Genomic DNA, 17,161 nt, shown 5'->3' with positions numbered 1-17,161 from the left:
AAATCAGGCAGCCCCGAACACGATCGGTGCCTGCTCGGCAGCGGCACCGATCATTTTGGTGTTCGATTCATCCCGGCTCCCCCTCGTACCTAGGGTGCGAGGATGCTGTTGCCTTGTTGCTGTTTTTCGTCAACATCTTTGTAGAGCGACGGCAGATTATTGGGGATCGATCCGGCTGCACCGGATGGCTCGGGTTCGAAATCCTTGCCTCGCACAGCGGAACCGAGCGGGGTCGTGAGCGAATCATCGATCGTCCGCAGGTAAGCCTGCAGCTTCCAAGCCGGAATAACCGTGACGCCGAGCTCTTTGGCTTGCGTTTTCAGCTTCCCAAGCGCGATCACGTCGGCTGAGTCGGCTTCATCGACGCCCTCGGATGACTCACCGAGAACCAGGAATCGCACGCTGCTGTCGAGTTTCCCTTCGCTGCTGCCATCGGCATTCATGATCGCAGCGACCTCTGCTCCGGCGGCCCGGACCATGGATGCCACGGCGTCCGTGTCGGGACGTTCGTCATCATCGAGATCGATATTCCACGCCAGGGCAATCTTGACGCGGCGTCCAGGGGCCCAGAATGGCGAATAGATTTGATCGCCGGCGATGATTGGGTATCGAATTTCCGGACGTGCGACCACGCGTGCTTCGGCGCGATGTCGGCCCAGAATCTTCGTAACCTGAATCGTGGCTTTCACCTTGGCGTCTTGCAACCGGGTTTCGTCGGCATCAATCACGCCGAAGGTAACGCCCGGCCGCAGATCGTCGGCCGAGCCGAGGTTAATATTGACGACGTTGCCGTCGCGGACCACATAGGCGATCTGCCCCTGGGTGCTCTCAAAATTATCGCTGCGAAGTTTCTGCAGTTCAATGAGCTGGGTATTGATTGTCGAGAGCAGCGTATTTTCGCGTTTCTCGAAGGTTGCCAGACTGGTTTTGAGTCGTTTCCGCTCGGTGTTGAGTTCCTTGGACGTTCGCAACAGAGTATCGCGATTCTCCGCACTGGCGAGATTCATTTTTTCGCGATCCTCGGTGAACTTGGACTGTTCCTCTTCGAGTTTCTTATTGGCTTTGTCCTGGTCGGATTCGGCTTGCAACTGAGCCTTTCTCGCTAGCTCGACTTCCGCATCGGCTTGCGTACGAATGCTAGTCGCTTCTTCCCGAGCCTGGCTGTATTGCACATTCCGCGAGCGGATCGCATTGACGAGGAACTCAGGGAGGGCGGGATAGTTCTGATTCTGCTTGTCCACTTCCTCGCCAAAATACGACATGTTACGGACGAACAGTTGTTCGATTGTGTCCATGTCAGGATCACCGCCCGTGCTCGTGGACAATTGTTCGATTTGAGCTTCCGTCAAATTGCCGACGCCAAGCATGAATTTCATCATCGTGGCTTGGCTCTGCATGGTCTGCAGTTCACCTTGCGCGGAGTTCAGCCGATCCTTCGCGCTATCAGCGGTCTGCGACGAAGTGCTGCCCCATTGATAGAGGAAGAAGTTCAGGGCCAAAGAGAGGACCAGAAAGATCAGGCAAGCGATCAAGCTGCCACGGATGACGGAATCGTCGCGTGCGGCCATGATGAGGATCGTGGATTAGGAGGAAGTAGAAACGGTTGCACCTAATTGTATTCGCACAAAGTGGCGATCACACGCGCCGAACTGAATTTTCGTTACGAATTGCCATGGATTGGGGTTCGGGTCGTCGCGATTACGGCGGGTAGGCCGGTAACGCAGGGACGGGAGCCCCATCGTGGCGACGGCGAGACACTCGAGATCTGGAAAACGAAAAAGTGAAACGGACCGTTGGTCAATGCCCATGGCCTCGCAATCACGGGCCCTCAGTCCTGTAATTCACGGCGAATATTGCGTACACGGTCCTGAATCAGCAGCGGCAACTTGCTGCGGAGCAGATTGCGACCGTGAAACCAATCGGGCGGCTCGTGAATGACAAAGCGAATCTGCACGATCGAGGATGCTGCGTCCCCGGGTAAAGGTGCGACGGCCACGTACCCTCCCATGCCAGCGTAGGGGTGCGGTGGTCCGAGCACACGCTGGCCGACTTCGTTCCGTTGGATCGCCCGCCACTGATTGGTGATGGAATCGATCTGGGGCGAGGCCGAGCCAAAACGAGCATCGAGCAACCACGTCAGAATAATCGGCGCCGATTCGTCTTCCGTCGACCAGACCGACCGACGGGCGCGGGCAACGCCACGTAACACGACTTTGCTCATGATCGGTAACTGCAAAACCCCCAGGGACTCAAACGATTTGTCGAGTGTGACGCCATACTGTGATCGTTCCGCCGCAGTCAGCGACCGAGTCAGCGACTTCTCAAGATCATCAGGGTCCTGATCTTTTTTAGAAAGGTCGCCGGTTTCCTCGCCCGATTCCGCATCGGCATCGGACTTGAAATCATCGAGCACCTTCGATTGCCGAATCTCGGCAATCGATTGGTGGACCACAAATGCTACGTCGATGAAGTGGCCGATGCGCTGACCTGCAGCGTTCTCGATCGCATCGGTCCGCACTGCCAGCGGAGCGACAATTGAATTTCGGACAAACCGACTGACCCCTTGCGGGCCAGCGATTTGTTCCAGCGATTTCTCAGCACTCGCCGGGTCGACGAGTTCGCCCGTGATCGAGACAAACGTCGGCGTGGGCAGCGTGTAGGAAACGTCAGGACTCAGGGCAATCCCGGTCGTTGTCATTTCACGCAGCAGGTTGTCGTGGGCCGATTGCTCGTCGGTCATCCCCTGGGCAGCGTCCGGGGTGCCTTGGTCCGGGGTGCCTTGCGCCCCTTCAGCGGCGACCGCCTCCGGTACAACCTGCTGTCCTTCATCGGCAGACGTGCGACGGTACGGCCCCAGAGCGAGAGTGACGATGACGGCGGCCAGACAAAGCATCGGCCGCATCAGCGACTCGCCTGTTGACGGGTCGTCCTGCAACCGGTGAGCGACAGCTCGGAAAAAACGGTGATTCATCAATACGATGGGGCTAGAAGAATGATTCATAACAGAACGTATCAGTGACGCACACGAGGGGCGAACCGTCAAGACAAGACGCCTCGAAACGGGGTCAAACCGGAACCGTTGAGCCGGAGAATCGTCACGACCGCGCGAACGGTTAGAAGCAGGACAGTCCACCACCGCGTGAGTCATAACCGAGCCAATTGGCAAACTTTCCACTGACAGAACTGTTTTCGTGACCGATACCTTCTTGTGCACCGGTAAGCCTCACCTGGCTTACCGAATCGGCAAATCGCACTGAGTCGGAATTGGGCCTCCCAGCGGCCAATCGCCAACGTCGGTGCAGATGATTAAATTTCCTCTCAAATGAATCCATGGAGACCTTACGATGCGTCGTATCTTAGTACCTGCTGTTTTGGCCGTTGCACTGCTCGCCGGAAATGCTTCCAACGCGAGTGCCTTTGGCCACCTGAAATCGCTCTTCGGCGGTAATGACTCGTGTTGTGACACCGTCTGTGAGCCCGTCTGTGGCTGCGAAGCTGTTTGCGAGCCAGTTTGTGGTTGCGAAACCATTGTTGAACCAGCTTGTGGCTGCGAACCTGTTTGCTGCACACCCAAGACGGGCCTGCTGCACAAATTGTTCCATCACCACAAGAGCTCATGTGACACTGGCTGCTGCGAAGTTGCTGCCCCCGTCTGCTGCGAACCTGCTTGCGGATGTGAATCGGCCTGCGGTTGCGACACCTCTTGCTGCGATTCGAAGCCCTGCCGTCCTTTCGGTGGTTTCTTCGCTCGCATGTTCGAAAAGAAGAGCTGCTGTGACAGCCCTTGCGAAACTGTTTGCGAACCCACCTGCGGTTGCGAACCTACCTGCGGTATCGAAGCATCTTGCGGATGCAACTAGTAAAGTTGCAGTAGCGAACGGCTTCGTGTGAGCGGACTCCACCGCAACCGGTGGGGTCCCCACTGAGCAAGATCCCTGTATTTCAGGCCAGATCCTGAACTGCCAATAGTAAACCCCGTGATCGGAATTGAATTCCAGTCACGGGGTTTTTTCGTGTTCAGGAACGAGCGGATAATAAGTGGTCGAACGCTCCGCGGTCGCAATGGTCGACCGCGAAGCGTTCGACCACAGCTTCCGACAGTAATTTTCCACTCGTTCCTAAACTGACGTGAAATGGTGCCGAATTTTCCGTTGGGCAAACAATTGTGGTGGGCAAACGTACTTGTTAAATTAGGTAGGCCCGACAGAATTGTCGGGGACGGCAGCGTTCCGAACGTTCTCGCGAAGAGACAGCCCGGAATCCTGCCCACCTGCCCCACCAGATCGCTCGTTGGTTGATTTTCGACCACGCGGGCTGCCCCCCTCCTCCACTTCTTTTTAAATGGACAAACCTCTTATGAGCAATCGAACGAATCGACGTCGTTTCCTGGGTCAATCGGCGGCTGTGACTGCAGGCGTTGGCTACTTTGCTGGCACCTCGGTCGCTGCGGATGAGAAGCCCGCCTCGGCCCTCAACGCATTGTCCGCTGGCTGTATCGGTGTCGGCGGTAAGGGCGGCAGCGATACCAGCCACATCGGCAAACAGGGCGTCCGAATCGCTGCCCTGTGCGACGTCGACGGGGACACCCTCTCGAAAAAGGGACGTGAGTTCCCCGACGCCGAGCACTTCAGCGATTACCGCGAAATGCTCGACAAACTCGGCGATAAAGTTGACATCGTGACGTGCAGCACGCCCGATCACAATCACGCTGCGGCGTGTGTCAAAGCCATGAACATGGGCAAGCACATCTATTGTCAAAAACCACTGACCTGGTCGATCAAGGAAGCTCGCGTGATGCGAGAAACCGCCGAAAAGACCGGCGTGGTCACGCAAATGGGGAACCAGGGGACCAGTGAAGACGGACTCCGAGAAGCGGTCGAAGTCATTCGCAGCGGTGCGATCGGTGACGTCACCGAAATTCACATTTTCTCCAACCGACCGGTTTGGCCACAGGGCGGTGGACGGCCTGACAAAGTCGATCCCGTGCCGGATTCGCTGAACTGGGATGCCTGGATCGGCCCTGCCCCCATGCGTCCGTTCGTCTCGGGCATCTACCACTCGTTCAACTGGCGTGGTTGGGTCGATTTCGGCACAGGAGCACTCGGCGATATGGCATGCCATACCACCAACATGCCCGTCATGGCTCTCCAACTGTGGGATCCCGTCGCCGTCACCGCAGTGAAAAATCTCGGCATCGTCGAGGGCGAGCAGTTTCCCGCCAGCAGCGAGCTGATGTTCGAATTCCCCGAGCGTGATGGCCTCGCCGCCTGCAAGTTCCATTGGTACGACGGCGGCAATCTGCCACCGGAAAGAATCATCTCGCAATTGCCGAAGTCGTTCCAAAATCGCGTTGCCAAACAACGCGAAGGCGGACCGAAGATGTCGGGTGCTGTGCTCGTCGGCAGCAAGGGGATCATGTTCTCGCCAGACGATTATGGGGCGAAGTACTATCTCCTGCCCGAAGACAAATTCACCGACTACAAGCTGCCCGAGCAAACGCTGCCTCGGATCCCTTACAAGGCGGGCGGTGACGAACGTCAGAAATGGGAGTTTGTCCAAACGGTCAAGGGCGAATACGAGCCTGGCACGATGTCGAACTTCGGCCATGCAGGTCGTTTGACGGAAACCATCCTGGTCGGCAACCTGGCCATGCGTGCTGGCGAAGGCCAACGCATCGAGTGGAATGCAAAAGACCTGACCAGCCCCAACGTCGAAGCGGTTAACCAGTTCGTCGGCCGCGAATATCGCGAAGGCTGGACACTCGGCTAAGTCGCCGGACCCCAGGCACTGAAGTTTCAGTGTCAGAGTCTCGAAAATCTATCGCCTGGGGCGAAAGCCCCAGGCGTTGGGAAAAACGCACTCGCGTTTCACGGATCGCTATCCAGCGGTATACGCCCGCCGGCGACTGGCGTCGACGAATACGGCGCACTCGAAAGTCGGGTAATCCACCGGGCCGATGTCGCCGTCGACAAACCGCCCGGCGTCATGCGGACGTCGCTCCGCGACTGGTAGACTAGCCGACGTCTTGCGCGGCTAAAGTTGCTGCCGTCTGTCTCGCAATCGCGAGCTCTTCATCCGTCGAGACAACGAGCGTACGGACGCGTGCCCCCACGCGGCTGATGTCTGCCACGCCCTGGACCAACGCGGGTGATTGATTGTGCTCGGGATCCACAGCGATGCCTAAATGTCGCAGCGGATCGGTAACGAGGCGTCGGATTTCGGTAGCGTGCTCACCCACGCCGGCGGTAAAGACCAACGCGTCGAGTCCACCGAGAATTGCGAAATAGCTGCCGATCTGTTTCTGTACGCGGCGCACGTAAATCTCAATGGCCAGCAGCGCCGATTCATCGCCCTCATCCCTCCGGGCCAACACCGCGCGCATGTCCGCGTCACCACACAATCCGACCAATCCGCTGCGTTTATTCAGCAGATGATCGACATCATCCACCGACATTCCGGCAGACCGCATCAGGTGTAGCGGCACCGACGGATCCATGTCGCCACAGCGAGTCGCCATCACAAGACCTTCGAGCGGCGTCATCCCCATGGAGGTATCCACGGCCAGACCGTCGATCGACGCCGTTGCACTGGCGCCACCGCCCAAGTGCAGCGAGATAATCCGCATCGGCGCGGCGTCCGGGAGATGATCAATCGCTCGCATCGTCACATACTGATGCGACGTTCCGTGAAAACCGTATCGGCGGACTCCGTAGTCATGATAAATCTGTGGTGGAATCGCATACCGATACGCCGCCGGCTCAAGCGTACCGAAGTAAGCCGTGTCGAACACAAGCACTTGTCTCTGCGGCAGGTCGAGCGCCACAACCGCTTCGAGCACGCACCGCGCCGGCGGGTTGTGAAGTGGCGCGAGCGTATCGAGCTTGGCGAGATTCGCCAGCACCACGGGATCGACCTCCACTGGTCCATGAAACAGATTGCCACCCTGAACAATCCGATGGGCAATCGCAGATATCTCAGGTGCATCGCTTTGCACTGGATCGCCCGGATGTTTCAGCAACCCGGCATGCCGCAGCGCCGTGTGCGCGGCGGTGAGGTGATTGGACGCGTCGCCGCCGGGTTGTCCGATCCGATCGATCAGCCCCTCGTACAATCGTTTACCCGAAAGAACATCGATACATGCGTACTTCAGGGTCGTACTGCCAACATTAAAAACGAATACATTCACGCTTCATCGAGCTCCGGCACCGGGTCAAGTTCAATCGTGTGACTGGCCTGCGCTTGTACCGCAGTGATGGCGACGGTATTGACGATATCGGCCACGGTACAGCCTCGTGATAGGTCATTGACGGGCCGCCGCAGACCTTGCAGGACGGGGCCGATCGCTAATGCACCAGCCGATCGCTGGACGGCTTTGTAAGTGTTGTTGCCCGTATTGAGATCGGGGAAAATGAGGACCGTCGCGCGGCCAGCGACTTTGCTGCCAGGTAGCTTTTGCGCCGCGACCACGGGATCAACCGCGGCATCATACTGCAGTGGCCCTTCGACGAGCAGTTCGGGCCGGGCCAATTTGAGCATGGCGGTCGCCGAGCGAACACGATCCACGTCTTCACCGCGGCCGCTCTCGCCCGTTGAGTAAGACAACATCGCGACGCGTGGTTCGATGCCGAACTGGGCTGCCGTATCGGCACTACAGCTGGCGATCTCGACGAGCTGCTCGGCCGTCGGGTTGGGTACCACCGCGCAGTCACCGTACACCAGAACTCCGCTTTTCAGGCACATCAAGAACACGCTGCTAACACACCCAATGCCGGGGCGGGTTTTGATGAATTCGAACGCCGGCCGAATCGTGGCCGCCGTGGTGTGCAGGGCGCCGGACACCATCCCACCCGCCAAATCTCGACGGACCATCATCGTGCCAAAGTAACTGACTTCCTGCATGCGGTCACGGGCGACATCACGAGTCACACCTTTGTGCTTCCGCAGCCGGTAGTACTCCTCCGCAAACGACGCCAATAATGGGCTGTGTGCGGGATGGATGATCTCCACGGTGGGCTTTCCATCCATCGAGCGATCACTGCTGAGATCCGTCAGGTCGAGAGACACCCCCACCTGGCTGGCGGCACCATGGATTTGATCTGGATCACCGAGCAAAACGATGTCTGCGACATCACGGCGGCGGAGCACATCAACGGCCTGCAAGATGCGTGGATCATGCCCTTCAGGCAAAACGATCCGCACCCGTTTCTGGCGTGCCCGCTCGATCAAAGAATGCTCGAACAGCATCGGAGTGATGCGCTGCACGCTGGGAGCCTCCAAGCGGTGGGCGAGATCATTGATATCGACGTTACGCTCGAACAATCCGATCGCCGACTCGACTTTGCGAGGCGAATGCTCACCAATTTCAGCGCGGATCGTGGAGGCCTGATTCGCGGTTGTAAAAGTATCGTCACCCGTTGTCAGAATCGGCAACCCACCCTTGGGACTGACCATTCTCAGCACAACAGGCGGCGGCAACATCCCGCCGGTCAGCACCAGCCCCGCCGGCGATGGACTGGCCGCATCCAGACTCGCGAGCGCACAGCCAACAATAATATCGCTGCGGTCGCCCGGCGTGATCACGAGACTGCCCGTCTCCAAACGCTGCAAAAAATCCGGCAGCAGCATCGCGGCGACCTTCAACCGCGCAACCTCACGATCGAACGTTTTCTCATCGCCACCGATCACCCGCGCGCCGAGACCGACCTGAATCTCTCGCACCGTCGGCTGGCGAAGCAGCGGTTCCTCGGGCAAAACGTAAATCGGCCCCGCTTTATCGAGTCCCGCCTGCCGATAGGCGTCGCTCAACATCTCTCGCTGGTCGGGCGGGACTTGGTTGACAATCGTCGCCAACAGTTGACCGCCATGATCGGTCAAGGAGTCATTGCCGATTCGAATCGACTGCACACTTTCCTCAACACTGTATTTCGCAGCGTTGTAAATCGCCATGATCGCGCAGCCAAGATTGACAGCGATATCCGCGTTGAGCTCAAACTCAATCTCGTTCGCCAACCCCTGGAAACTCGTGCCTTCGACAACCGTGAAATCCGCGGATGCTTGCAAGAGCTTGAATTGCTGCTGAATCCGTTGGATCAACGCGTCGTAGCGATCCTCGGCGAGCATCTGACGGGCTTCCTGCCGCGTGACACCATGCATTTGTTCCGGTGTCGCGGTGAGCCGATATCGCGATCGCATCAAACGGATGCTCAGATCGTCGCGTGGGTCAGCATGGACGACGGGCCGAAAAAATGCGACGCGACCAAACCGCCGCATCGCCAACTCCATCACACCGAGCGCAACCATCCGTTTTCCGGACGCATTTTCATTCGTGGCAAGATATAAACTCTCAGGCATGGTCGCAGCAGGGAAGAAATAGCGAAAGGAAAGATGAAAGGTATACCATTGATGAGACGCCCGATGGGTTGGCTAGGCCTCCAAAGAGACGGGCACTTTTGCTGGGGTAGCCTGCTCGCATACTCCCTCTCGGCGGCGCAGCGCCCCGAGTCTCCCCTGAACACCGCAATTTGCGGGAGGAGAGAGAGAGGGGCTTGCCACTCCCATCGCGAGCCCAGACAGCCGAGTGGGGATCGAGCGGAATGCTCCGGACTTGAGAAATGGTCGAACGCTCCGCGCGGGCCCATTCCCCTCTCGGAGCATTCGGCTGTGAATTCCCCGATCGATCCTTGGTCGCGTTTGCGTTGATGGCGCGGCTCGCCGGAACGTGGGCCCATCGACGCTCTCACGTCACGCGTTCGATTGCTCTGCGACTCAGCCTTCGGGTTGATAAACTTTCAACGCCGACGGCGCTGCGGGCTTGGCAACCACCCCGGCAACGTCCTTCTGCAGCCCCTTCATTAGGTCCTGCAGTCGCTGCAAGTCTTGGCGTTGAGCCTGCGCCGAGCATCGATCGACGCCGCCGAGTACCACGATCGTATCGTGCGGGCTGGCCGCATGGGCTGCCCAGGCGATCGCTCGCTCCTGATCCGCGACCAGGCGGATGACTGCGCAATCGTCAACGCCATCAAGCACGCTGTGACTGAGCCCCAAAAACCGATCTTTACAGCCCGGATCGCAGGTCAACACGCAATGATCGGCCATCGTTTCGAGCAGGCGACCGTAGCGAGCCAATGTATCATCGTCATCCAGGTTGGAGATCGCCAAAACGCACCAGACCTTCGCGGTTTTCGCAGCGTTGGCACGAACACGGGGGTCCATCGAGATCACGTTGGTCGAGAGGGTTCGCCGCTGCTCGCCGATCGCTTGCAACACGAACTCCATCCGCTGCGGTGAACCAGCGACATCGACCAGCATGTTGGGACTCGCCTGCGTAACATTCCAATCCTCAGCCGTGATCGCTTGGCAGCGTCCCGGAATCTCTCGCAAATCGCTCAGGGACTCGGCAATCTGCACCAAGGGACTATTCGTCGCCACGCCCACCGCGGCGGCGGCCGCGAGCGATTCCGTGAACACGCCTTGGCCAAGAAAGGATTCCATCATGGCGGAATTCATTTCATGCCGAATCATTCCCGTCAACACACCATCCTGGATACCGATGGTTTGCAACGAGACATCGGCATTCGTATTGACACCATAGGTGAGGCAGGGCAAACCCGCCTCCTCAACTGCCGCCACACTGCGGCGGTCCTTGCTCGCGACCACAACCACGCCGTCACAGCGCACGCGTTCGATGGCGCAGAGTACAGCCGAGGGACCGAAATCGGCTCTCGCGGCGTTGTTCGAGGTGATGACCAACACATCCAAACCGATCTGGTCATAGCCGCCACGCCGGAGAACATTCGAATCGAGTTCGAAAATGGATACGGCCGCTCCCGCGTCAGCAGCCTCGGTGAGGTGTTCCATCAAGCTAGCGCCCGTGAGCTTCGCTTTTTCCGAAACCTCGGTGGTAATTCCGTCGCTGTGGCCGAGGTCGGTTTGGTACGCCACACGGCAGGGGATGTCCCGGAGAATGGTGGCCAGACAAAGTGCGGTCGTCCCTTTACCGCTCTCACCAACAATCCCGATCGTCAACAGACGCTGATCGGGACGGACGCCGTTTTGGGCGACCGAATCCTGGGCAGTAATCTCCGCGAGCGCACGGTCGGTATCCGCGACGATGCACTGCGGCAACGGAACGGGCAGAATCTGCTCAGTCAGAATCCCCGCCGCACCGCGAGCTAGCGCATCACAGATGAGTTCTTCGGGGCAATCCAAGCCAATTCGATAGACGACTAATTGGCCCGCTTCACACGTTGCCGCCGACGCGGCGACCGAGTGGAATTGTATGTCGCTGCCAGAAAAGAATCGCAAATTCGGTAGGAGCGATGCCAGGGAACGAAGTCCGGGTTCAGTACCCTCGGGAACCGGGGGTGATGGGGCAGCCGCGTACTCATGCTCGACACCTGCGGTCACGCGAGCGGAGAAATCAATGCACGTCTCAGGTGTCTGGATCGCTACCGCAGCTTCCAAGCCTGCTGTCGGGCGTCTCGAAACCGCTGAACCGAAGTGCTTTCGATTGCTGGAAAATCCGAACGAACGATGAATAGAATGATGCATTTCGTCGCCTCCTTGCTGACGCACAATGGTCGGAATCGCTCTCCCCAAGCGGAATTCTGGCATCTGGGTCACGAAACAGGTTCGTAATCCATGTGCCCCCGTGAGAGGAAAAACATCCACAGGAAATCCGTTCCCGTGTTCGCCGAGCGAGAGTACTTCGAGAGTTTCCTCTCGACTCGCTCGACGTCAGTAGTCAATTGTTCCCATCTGAAGCATCTGGTCAAGATCGAAACTGGATTTAATTTGGTTTGCTTCCCACATCTCCGGCCAGCAAGGTCCCCCTTACCGAGGGACAGCGAATCAACAATTCGCCGCTTCGGGTGGGTAAACGCACCGCAGTCTCGTTGGATGCCGCCGACAGGGGAGCGTTTGGCCCCCGTGGATTCGTTTGGCATTCTTCACCGATCGATGATTCAGGGGTTCCCTCCCTTATCAGACAATTGTCTCGCGAGTTTGCTCAGCGGCCTGTTTTAACCAGTTTTGCATTTTTCGATTCAAGTCCGTATTCGCGAGCCGAAGCGTGTCGCGGACTGCCGCGGGCACGAATACTCGCACCCGCTTGACATGGTTGTCGAATTGGCGATTGGCGAGCACCGACGCGACCGGAGAAACATCCCCGAGTGAGTTAACCTCGCCGGCGCGGGTGATCACGTCGATGTTGATGTCCACCTCCAGCTTGACTGGCGGTGCATCGATCAAGACGAGCGCCGGATCGACGTCGCTACCGATCTCACGACTGAGCAACTTGGCAAGGCAGCGTGAGCACTCAACCAACCACCAGTACGGGCGACGAGCCAGCATCGCGTGCACCTCGCCGCCCGATTCAACATTGAACTCAGCGGCACTTTTGAGCAGCACTCGTGCGGATCCAAACAGGCCTTCAACCAGTTCCTGCACCGGAGCAGACCGAACTTGCGCCGCGACGCTACGCAGCGACATTGTCCAGTCGGCATCCGATAGGTCGCACCATGCTGAGAGATCAAAGGTCGGTTGTCCGCTGCAGTGCTCAGTCTCATGTTGCAGAGCGAACAACGCGCGTTGCAACATCGCCGTGGCCGCGCGGACGGTGTGATGCCAGTACACTTCACTGAACATGACATAACGACCAAACACCATCATCTCAGCGGCGGTACGCCCCTTCTCACTGATGGCGAGCTGAGGTCGGGCGGGATGTGCACACAATGCTGAAATGATTCGATCGGGATCAAAATTGCGGCCGTACGGCACCCCCGCATGCAGACTATCGCGTTGCAAGTAATCGAGTTTATCAATATCGATCGGACCGCTCAGACAACTGGCGAGGAATAACACATCCCTGCGGGCGAGTTGACATCGCGGGCGATCGGCCAGCGTTTTGGGGCGGAGGATCACCATCACATCATCGGCGTTGCAGCTCCAATCTTGCTGCAAGCACTCGGCGATTTCCGAGTTGCCCAAGATCGCTTCGACGCGATCTTCATGCTTCAGGATGCCTGGACGCCTGCTGCTCGCATGCCCGTGATTGGAGCGTCCATTGCTCGAGCAAGCATTCAAGGATTCGCCCATATCCTCAATCGGGTGACAGAATGGCCAATGGCCAGCGTCATGGACCAACGCCGCAACGACGAACGCCTCTTGGGCACGTCGATCGAGGGCGTCGTCGTGCGAGCTGAACTGCGAGCTGAACTGGTCGAGAAGTCGCAGCGAGTTCGCATACACCCCGAGTGAATGTTCGAAACGGCTGTGCGTTGCCCCGGGGTAAACCAGCGACACCAAACCGAGTTGGCTGATCGATGTCAGTCGCCGCAGCGGCGGTGTATCGACGAGCCGGCCGATCCGCTCGGTCATCGGTACGTCGATCGATGGCGGGATCCGGATGCGTGAGGAGCCACGCCGCAACGCGGCAATTTCGGGAATAGGAGTCGTCACGCGATTGCCCTGTCCAAGCGGCGGTTTATGATCAGCTTCACCGGGCGGGACGTTCCACCGGAGTTTCGACGGCGGCGTCCGGCAGGGCGCGACGACGACCTGTTGGTTCGACGCCGGCCAGCGTCACGCCAGCAACCAGTGCTAAAATGATCACAATCGAGTAGTAGAAACCGGCATGGGCGAGCCCGTTGGGAAATTCAAGTTCAAAACAGCCGACCGATGCGAACGCTCCCAGGACCAACATCACCCCGAACGTGATTGCCGCAACCGTCCACGACATTTCCCGGGGAGCCTGCAGTTCGAACACGTAGGCGGGGACAAACGCGTAGACGATCCACGTCGCAATGAACAAACCCGAACAAATCAGCACCCGGTTTCGCAGCTCAATACCGGTATAGGGCGCTAACTCCCGGTCGTGCACGAACGTGTATCCGATCCGCGTCAGTGGCGGTGCCAGCAAGATCACGCCGAGAATTTGTGCCCACAGCGGGCTCCATTGAGAGAATCGAAATCCCAGCGCGATCGCGAACAGCCCGACGACACATCCGGTCGCAATGAACAACATGCGATGGGTCAGCACGGGATCTTCAGCGGTGATCGGTTTGAGGACGCTGCGTCCCTTGGAGTCTTTCGGCGAATCGTCTTCCGGTGCATGAACGACGACTTGTTCGGTCAGTTCAGGGACCTTGATTGATTTTTTGCATGCTGGGCATGGCCCCGATTTGCCTGCGAATTTGTCGCTGACCTGAAATCGTTTGTAACAATGCGGACAGGTGACTTGAATCGACATCGCGACTCGCTGGCGAAAAGATAAGACTAGGGACTGTGAATGCGTACTCCCTGCAATAATAGGGGAGGCGGCATTCTAACCTGCCGGGTCGATGCTTTCACCCACCCGTGCCAGTTCGTTGCCGGGTTGCGTGCGACCGGGCTTGCATCCGATGATGAGAACGCATCCGAGTACTCCCTTCCCGTCACGAAACCCACCAACCCAAGTGGAAACCAGGGTGTCCGATCCCTCCCTACCGATGCCTCCCGACGAACGCGATACCAACCAACGCGATCGCGACATCGAGGATCAGCAGCCCGAACACACGGAAGCTCAGGGGGTGCATGATCAAGCCGCGGCGCGGCGGCGGTCGATGATGCCCACCATGCCACCGGCCGAAGTCCCCGGTGTGCGGGTCGAACGGTTCCTCGGGTCGGGTGCGTTCGGGCAGGTTTGGGTCGGTCGCAATTTGAATACCGGACGCGGTGTCGCGGTCAAGTTCTACCTGCATCGCGGTGGGGTGAACTGGTCACTGCTCTCACGCGAGGTAAAAAACCTCGTCCAACTCTCCGGTGATCGGTACGTCGTCCAAGTCCTCGAGGTGGGCTGGGACGCCGACCCACCGTACTATGTGATGGAATTAGTCGAAGGCGGCTCGCTCGAAGACCTCCTGCTGCGGCGCGGTCGCTTGCCGCTGGGCGAAGCGGTCATACTGTTTCACAAAATCTGCGTCGGCTTGAACCATTGCCATGGCAAGGGTGTGCTGCACTGTGACGTGAAACCCGCCAATATTCTAATCGCCGACGACAACGAACCCCGGCTGGCGGATTTTGGCCAGAGCCGGATGTCGCACGACCAAACCCCGGCGATGGGCACCCTGTTCTACATGGCACCCGAACAAGCCGACTTGAATTCGACCCCCAATAGCGCCTGGGACGTGTATGCCGTGGGCGCACTCCTCTATCGGATGCTCTCGGGCAACGCACCTCACCGCGATCAGTCGTTGTTGTCGCAACTCGATACCGCGGGATCGTTACCCGGGCGATTGGCACGCTATCGAGAGGCCATTGCCGCGTCCCCGCCCGCAGTGGACTCGCTTTCGCGTCGCGACGTCGACCGCCCGCTAAAAAGAATCTTGGAAAAGTGCTTGCACGTCGATCCACAGCTGCGGTACAGCAATATGCAGCAGGTTCTCGATGACCTGAAACGACGCGATGCCAAGCGGCAACAACGACCGCTCATGGTGCTGGGAATCGCCGGCCCTCTACTGCTACTCATCGCGACATGCGCGTACGTGTACGATGGCATCACCGACGCGACTCAGACAGCGACGACGGCGCTCCGCCGCGAGGCCTTCGGCAGCAACCAGCTGGCGGCCCGTTTCGCCGCGCAAACGCTCGAAACCGAAATTGAGCACTACTTTCACCTGTCAGAAAATGAAGCGTCACGCCACAAGTTCAACACGTTGCTGAACGAAACGCTGGCGAACCCTGAAGTGAAATCCGCGTTGGCGGCGATTGGCGAATCCGCAACTCCGCTGGCCGCGATGGACAAAACCAAGGAACGCGACGCGCTGCTGGACAACCCAACCCGCCTGAAACTCAACGACTATCTCCAGGAGCGATTGCGGATCTACACCTCCGATGCCGAACACTCAGTCCATCGCCAACTTCTCGATTCGCTGTTTATCGTTGATTCGTCAGGCACGATTTTCGCCAGCGCCTTCGGCGGGTCGGTCACTCGCGACAAAGACAGCGCGGGACGCAACTTTGCCTTCCGGACCTATTTCAACGGTCTGCTGGATGAACTGCCCAATACCGTACCGCTCGGCGACGTCCCCCCCCTGCAATCAACCCACCTGTCGTCCGCGTTTCAGAGTACTTCGACGGGTCTATGGAAAGTCGCGATCAGCACGCCGATTATGCTGCACCCCGAAACAGCACCGGGACAGGTTGATGCGATTTTTGTCGCGACCATCAATCTGGGCGATTTTGAACTTCTGCGTGAAACCGACTCCGTCTCCAGCGAAAGATGGATCGGCCAGCGATCCGGCAGCCAGGTCGCCGTGCTCGTCGAAGCTCGGCAGGGCCCCCTGCGTGGCACCGTGCTGCAACATCCTCTGATGGATCAACAGCGCCGCGAGGGCAAGACATTGTCCAGCAATCGTTTCCAAGTCGACTCCGATTTGGTCGACGAATTGCTCGAGGGCGGCGACGTGGGCTATCGCGATCCGATGGCGCAGGCCCCTGGCGGCAAGGCGTACGCAGGAGAATGGCTCGCGGCCATGCAACCGGTCACGCTGCCCAAAGCTCCGAGCCAGAGTCGCAATGACGTCGACGCGTCGGCAGAGGCAAATCAGCCCATCGACCCCTCACGCCGAGACCAAGAAATCCGGAGCGTCTCCAGTCGGAAACGTAAGACGGAATTGCTCGTCCTGGTGCAGTACCGCCTCTCCGACGTGCTAGGACCGGTTGGCGAATTGCGAAAAGACTTTTTCCGAAAAGGCTTAACGGCAATCGCCTCCATCTTGATCATCATGTTCGCCCTGTGGTGGGTCGTTCGCCGCAGCAATGACGATGACTCGGGAGCAGAAGCTCCCAGCGACCCCGAACGACAGGACTCCTCGGCTGAGCCCGGCGAAACGATGACCGTGGCGTAATCGGACCAGCCCCTCACTCACCGGCCCGGCCAAAATCACGCCTGGAGGCAAGGCTGGGCACGCCTGGGCGGGCAAGGCTGGGCACGATTTGGCCGGCAAGGCAGCGCAGACCCCCCATTGGGTTGCGAAGGGGAAAGCGGCGAGCGATCTGAAAACAACTCGAAAAACGGAGCGACAGTGCGGAGAAGCCGTCTTCGGCAAAGCGCAATGATCTGAAAACCCACCTAGTCGCAAATTGAGATAAACGGTATTCTGATCGCCGCTGGTGAAACGTC

9 protein-coding genes are annotated in these 17,161 nt (G+C 58.6%); 2 read left to right on the top strand and 7 right to left on the bottom strand.

The window, feature by feature from the left end:
* Positions 1–89 precede the first annotated feature (89 nt).
* Both SH410x_RS17670 and SH410x_RS17665 read right to left on the bottom strand, forming a co-directional pair.
* Complete coding sequence (locus SH410x_RS17670) at positions 90–1,568, bottom strand: hypothetical protein (RefSeq protein WP_473669416.1); 1,479 nt, start codon at positions 1,566–1,568, stop codon at positions 90–92.
* Positions 1,569–1,828: 260 nt separating this feature from the next.
* Positions 1,829–3,001, bottom strand: a complete 1,173-nt coding sequence (locus SH410x_RS17665; protein WP_473669414.1) for a hypothetical protein — start codon at positions 2,999–3,001, stop codon at positions 1,829–1,831.
* Between the two features lie 1,355 nt (positions 3,002–4,356).
* Between SH410x_RS17665 and SH410x_RS17660 the strand changes: the two genes are divergently transcribed.
* Positions 4,357–5,769, top strand: coding sequence for a Gfo/Idh/MocA family protein (locus SH410x_RS17660; RefSeq protein ID WP_473677336.1), 1,413 nt, complete (start codon positions 4,357–4,359; stop codon positions 5,767–5,769).
* Positions 5,770–6,013: 244 nt separating this feature from the next.
* Here SH410x_RS17660 and SH410x_RS17655 read toward each other — a convergent pair whose 3' ends face one another.
* The 5 genes from SH410x_RS17655 to SH410x_RS17635 all read right to left on the bottom strand — a co-directional run bounded on the left by SH410x_RS17655 (position 6,014) and on the right by SH410x_RS17635 (position 14,248).
* Complete coding sequence (locus tag SH410x_RS17655; RefSeq protein ID WP_473669412.1) at positions 6,014–7,186, bottom strand: acetate/propionate family kinase; 1,173 nt, start codon at positions 7,184–7,186, stop codon at positions 6,014–6,016.
* Positions 7,183–9,351 (bottom strand): phosphate acetyltransferase, encoded by a 2,169-nt coding sequence (gene pta, locus SH410x_RS17650; RefSeq protein ID WP_473669409.1) that lies wholly within the window; start codon positions 9,349–9,351, stop codon positions 7,183–7,185. Before pta ends, SH410x_RS17655 begins: the two co-directional genes overlap by 4 nt.
* 414 nt (positions 9,352–9,765) lie before the next feature.
* Positions 9,766–11,550 carry a UDP-N-acetylmuramoyl-L-alanyl-D-glutamate--2,6-diaminopimelate ligase gene (locus SH410x_RS17645; RefSeq protein WP_473669407.1) on the bottom strand — a complete coding sequence of 595 codons (1,785 nt, stop codon included), beginning with the start codon at positions 11,548–11,550 and terminating at the stop codon, positions 9,766–9,768.
* A gap of 432 nt (positions 11,551–11,982) precedes the next feature.
* Entirely contained in the window at positions 11,983–13,458 is a 1,476-nt protein-coding gene (locus tag SH410x_RS17640; RefSeq protein WP_473669406.1) for an HD domain-containing protein, read from the bottom strand.
* A 37-nt stretch (positions 13,459–13,495) separates the two neighbouring features.
* Positions 13,496–14,248, bottom strand: a complete 753-nt coding sequence (locus SH410x_RS17635; RefSeq protein ID WP_473669404.1) for a hypothetical protein — start codon at positions 14,246–14,248, stop codon at positions 13,496–13,498.
* Between the two features lie 217 nt (positions 14,249–14,465).
* Here SH410x_RS17635 and SH410x_RS17630 point away from each other — a divergent pair, with 217 nt between their 5' ends.
* Positions 14,466–16,886, top strand: a complete 2,421-nt coding sequence (locus tag SH410x_RS17630) for a protein kinase domain-containing protein (protein WP_473669402.1) — start codon at positions 14,466–14,468, stop codon at positions 16,884–16,886.
* Positions 16,887–17,161: the final 275 nt, after the last annotated feature.

It is taken from the genome of Rhodopirellula sp. SH410 (genome assembly GCF_055811895.1).
Note: the sequence above shows the minus strand (reverse complement) of the source record. Positions and strands in the feature narration are given on the sequence as shown.

What these genes read in the sequence shown, in the direction of transcription:
- SH410x_RS17670 (WP_473669416.1), bottom strand. Translation starts at nt 1,568, where the DNA reads ATGGCCGCACGCGACGATTCCGTCATCCGTGGCAGCTTGATCGCTTGC.
- SH410x_RS17665 (WP_473669414.1), bottom strand. Translation starts at nt 3,001, where the DNA reads ATGAATCATTCTTCTAGCCCCATCGTATTGATGAATCACCGTTTTTTC.
- SH410x_RS17660 (WP_473677336.1), top strand. Translation starts at nt 4,357, where the DNA reads ATGAGCAATCGAACGAATCGACGTCGTTTCCTGGGTCAATCGGCGGCT.
- pta (WP_473669409.1), bottom strand. Translation starts at nt 9,351, where the DNA reads ATGCCTGAGAGTTTATATCTTGCCACGAATGAAAATGCGTCCGGAAAA.
- SH410x_RS17645 (WP_473669407.1), bottom strand. Translation starts at nt 11,550, where the DNA reads ATGCATCATTCTATTCATCGTTCGTTCGGATTTTCCAGCAATCGAAAG.
- SH410x_RS17635 (WP_473669404.1), bottom strand. Translation starts at nt 14,248, where the DNA reads ATGTCGATTCAAGTCACCTGTCCGCATTGTTACAAACGATTTCAGGTC.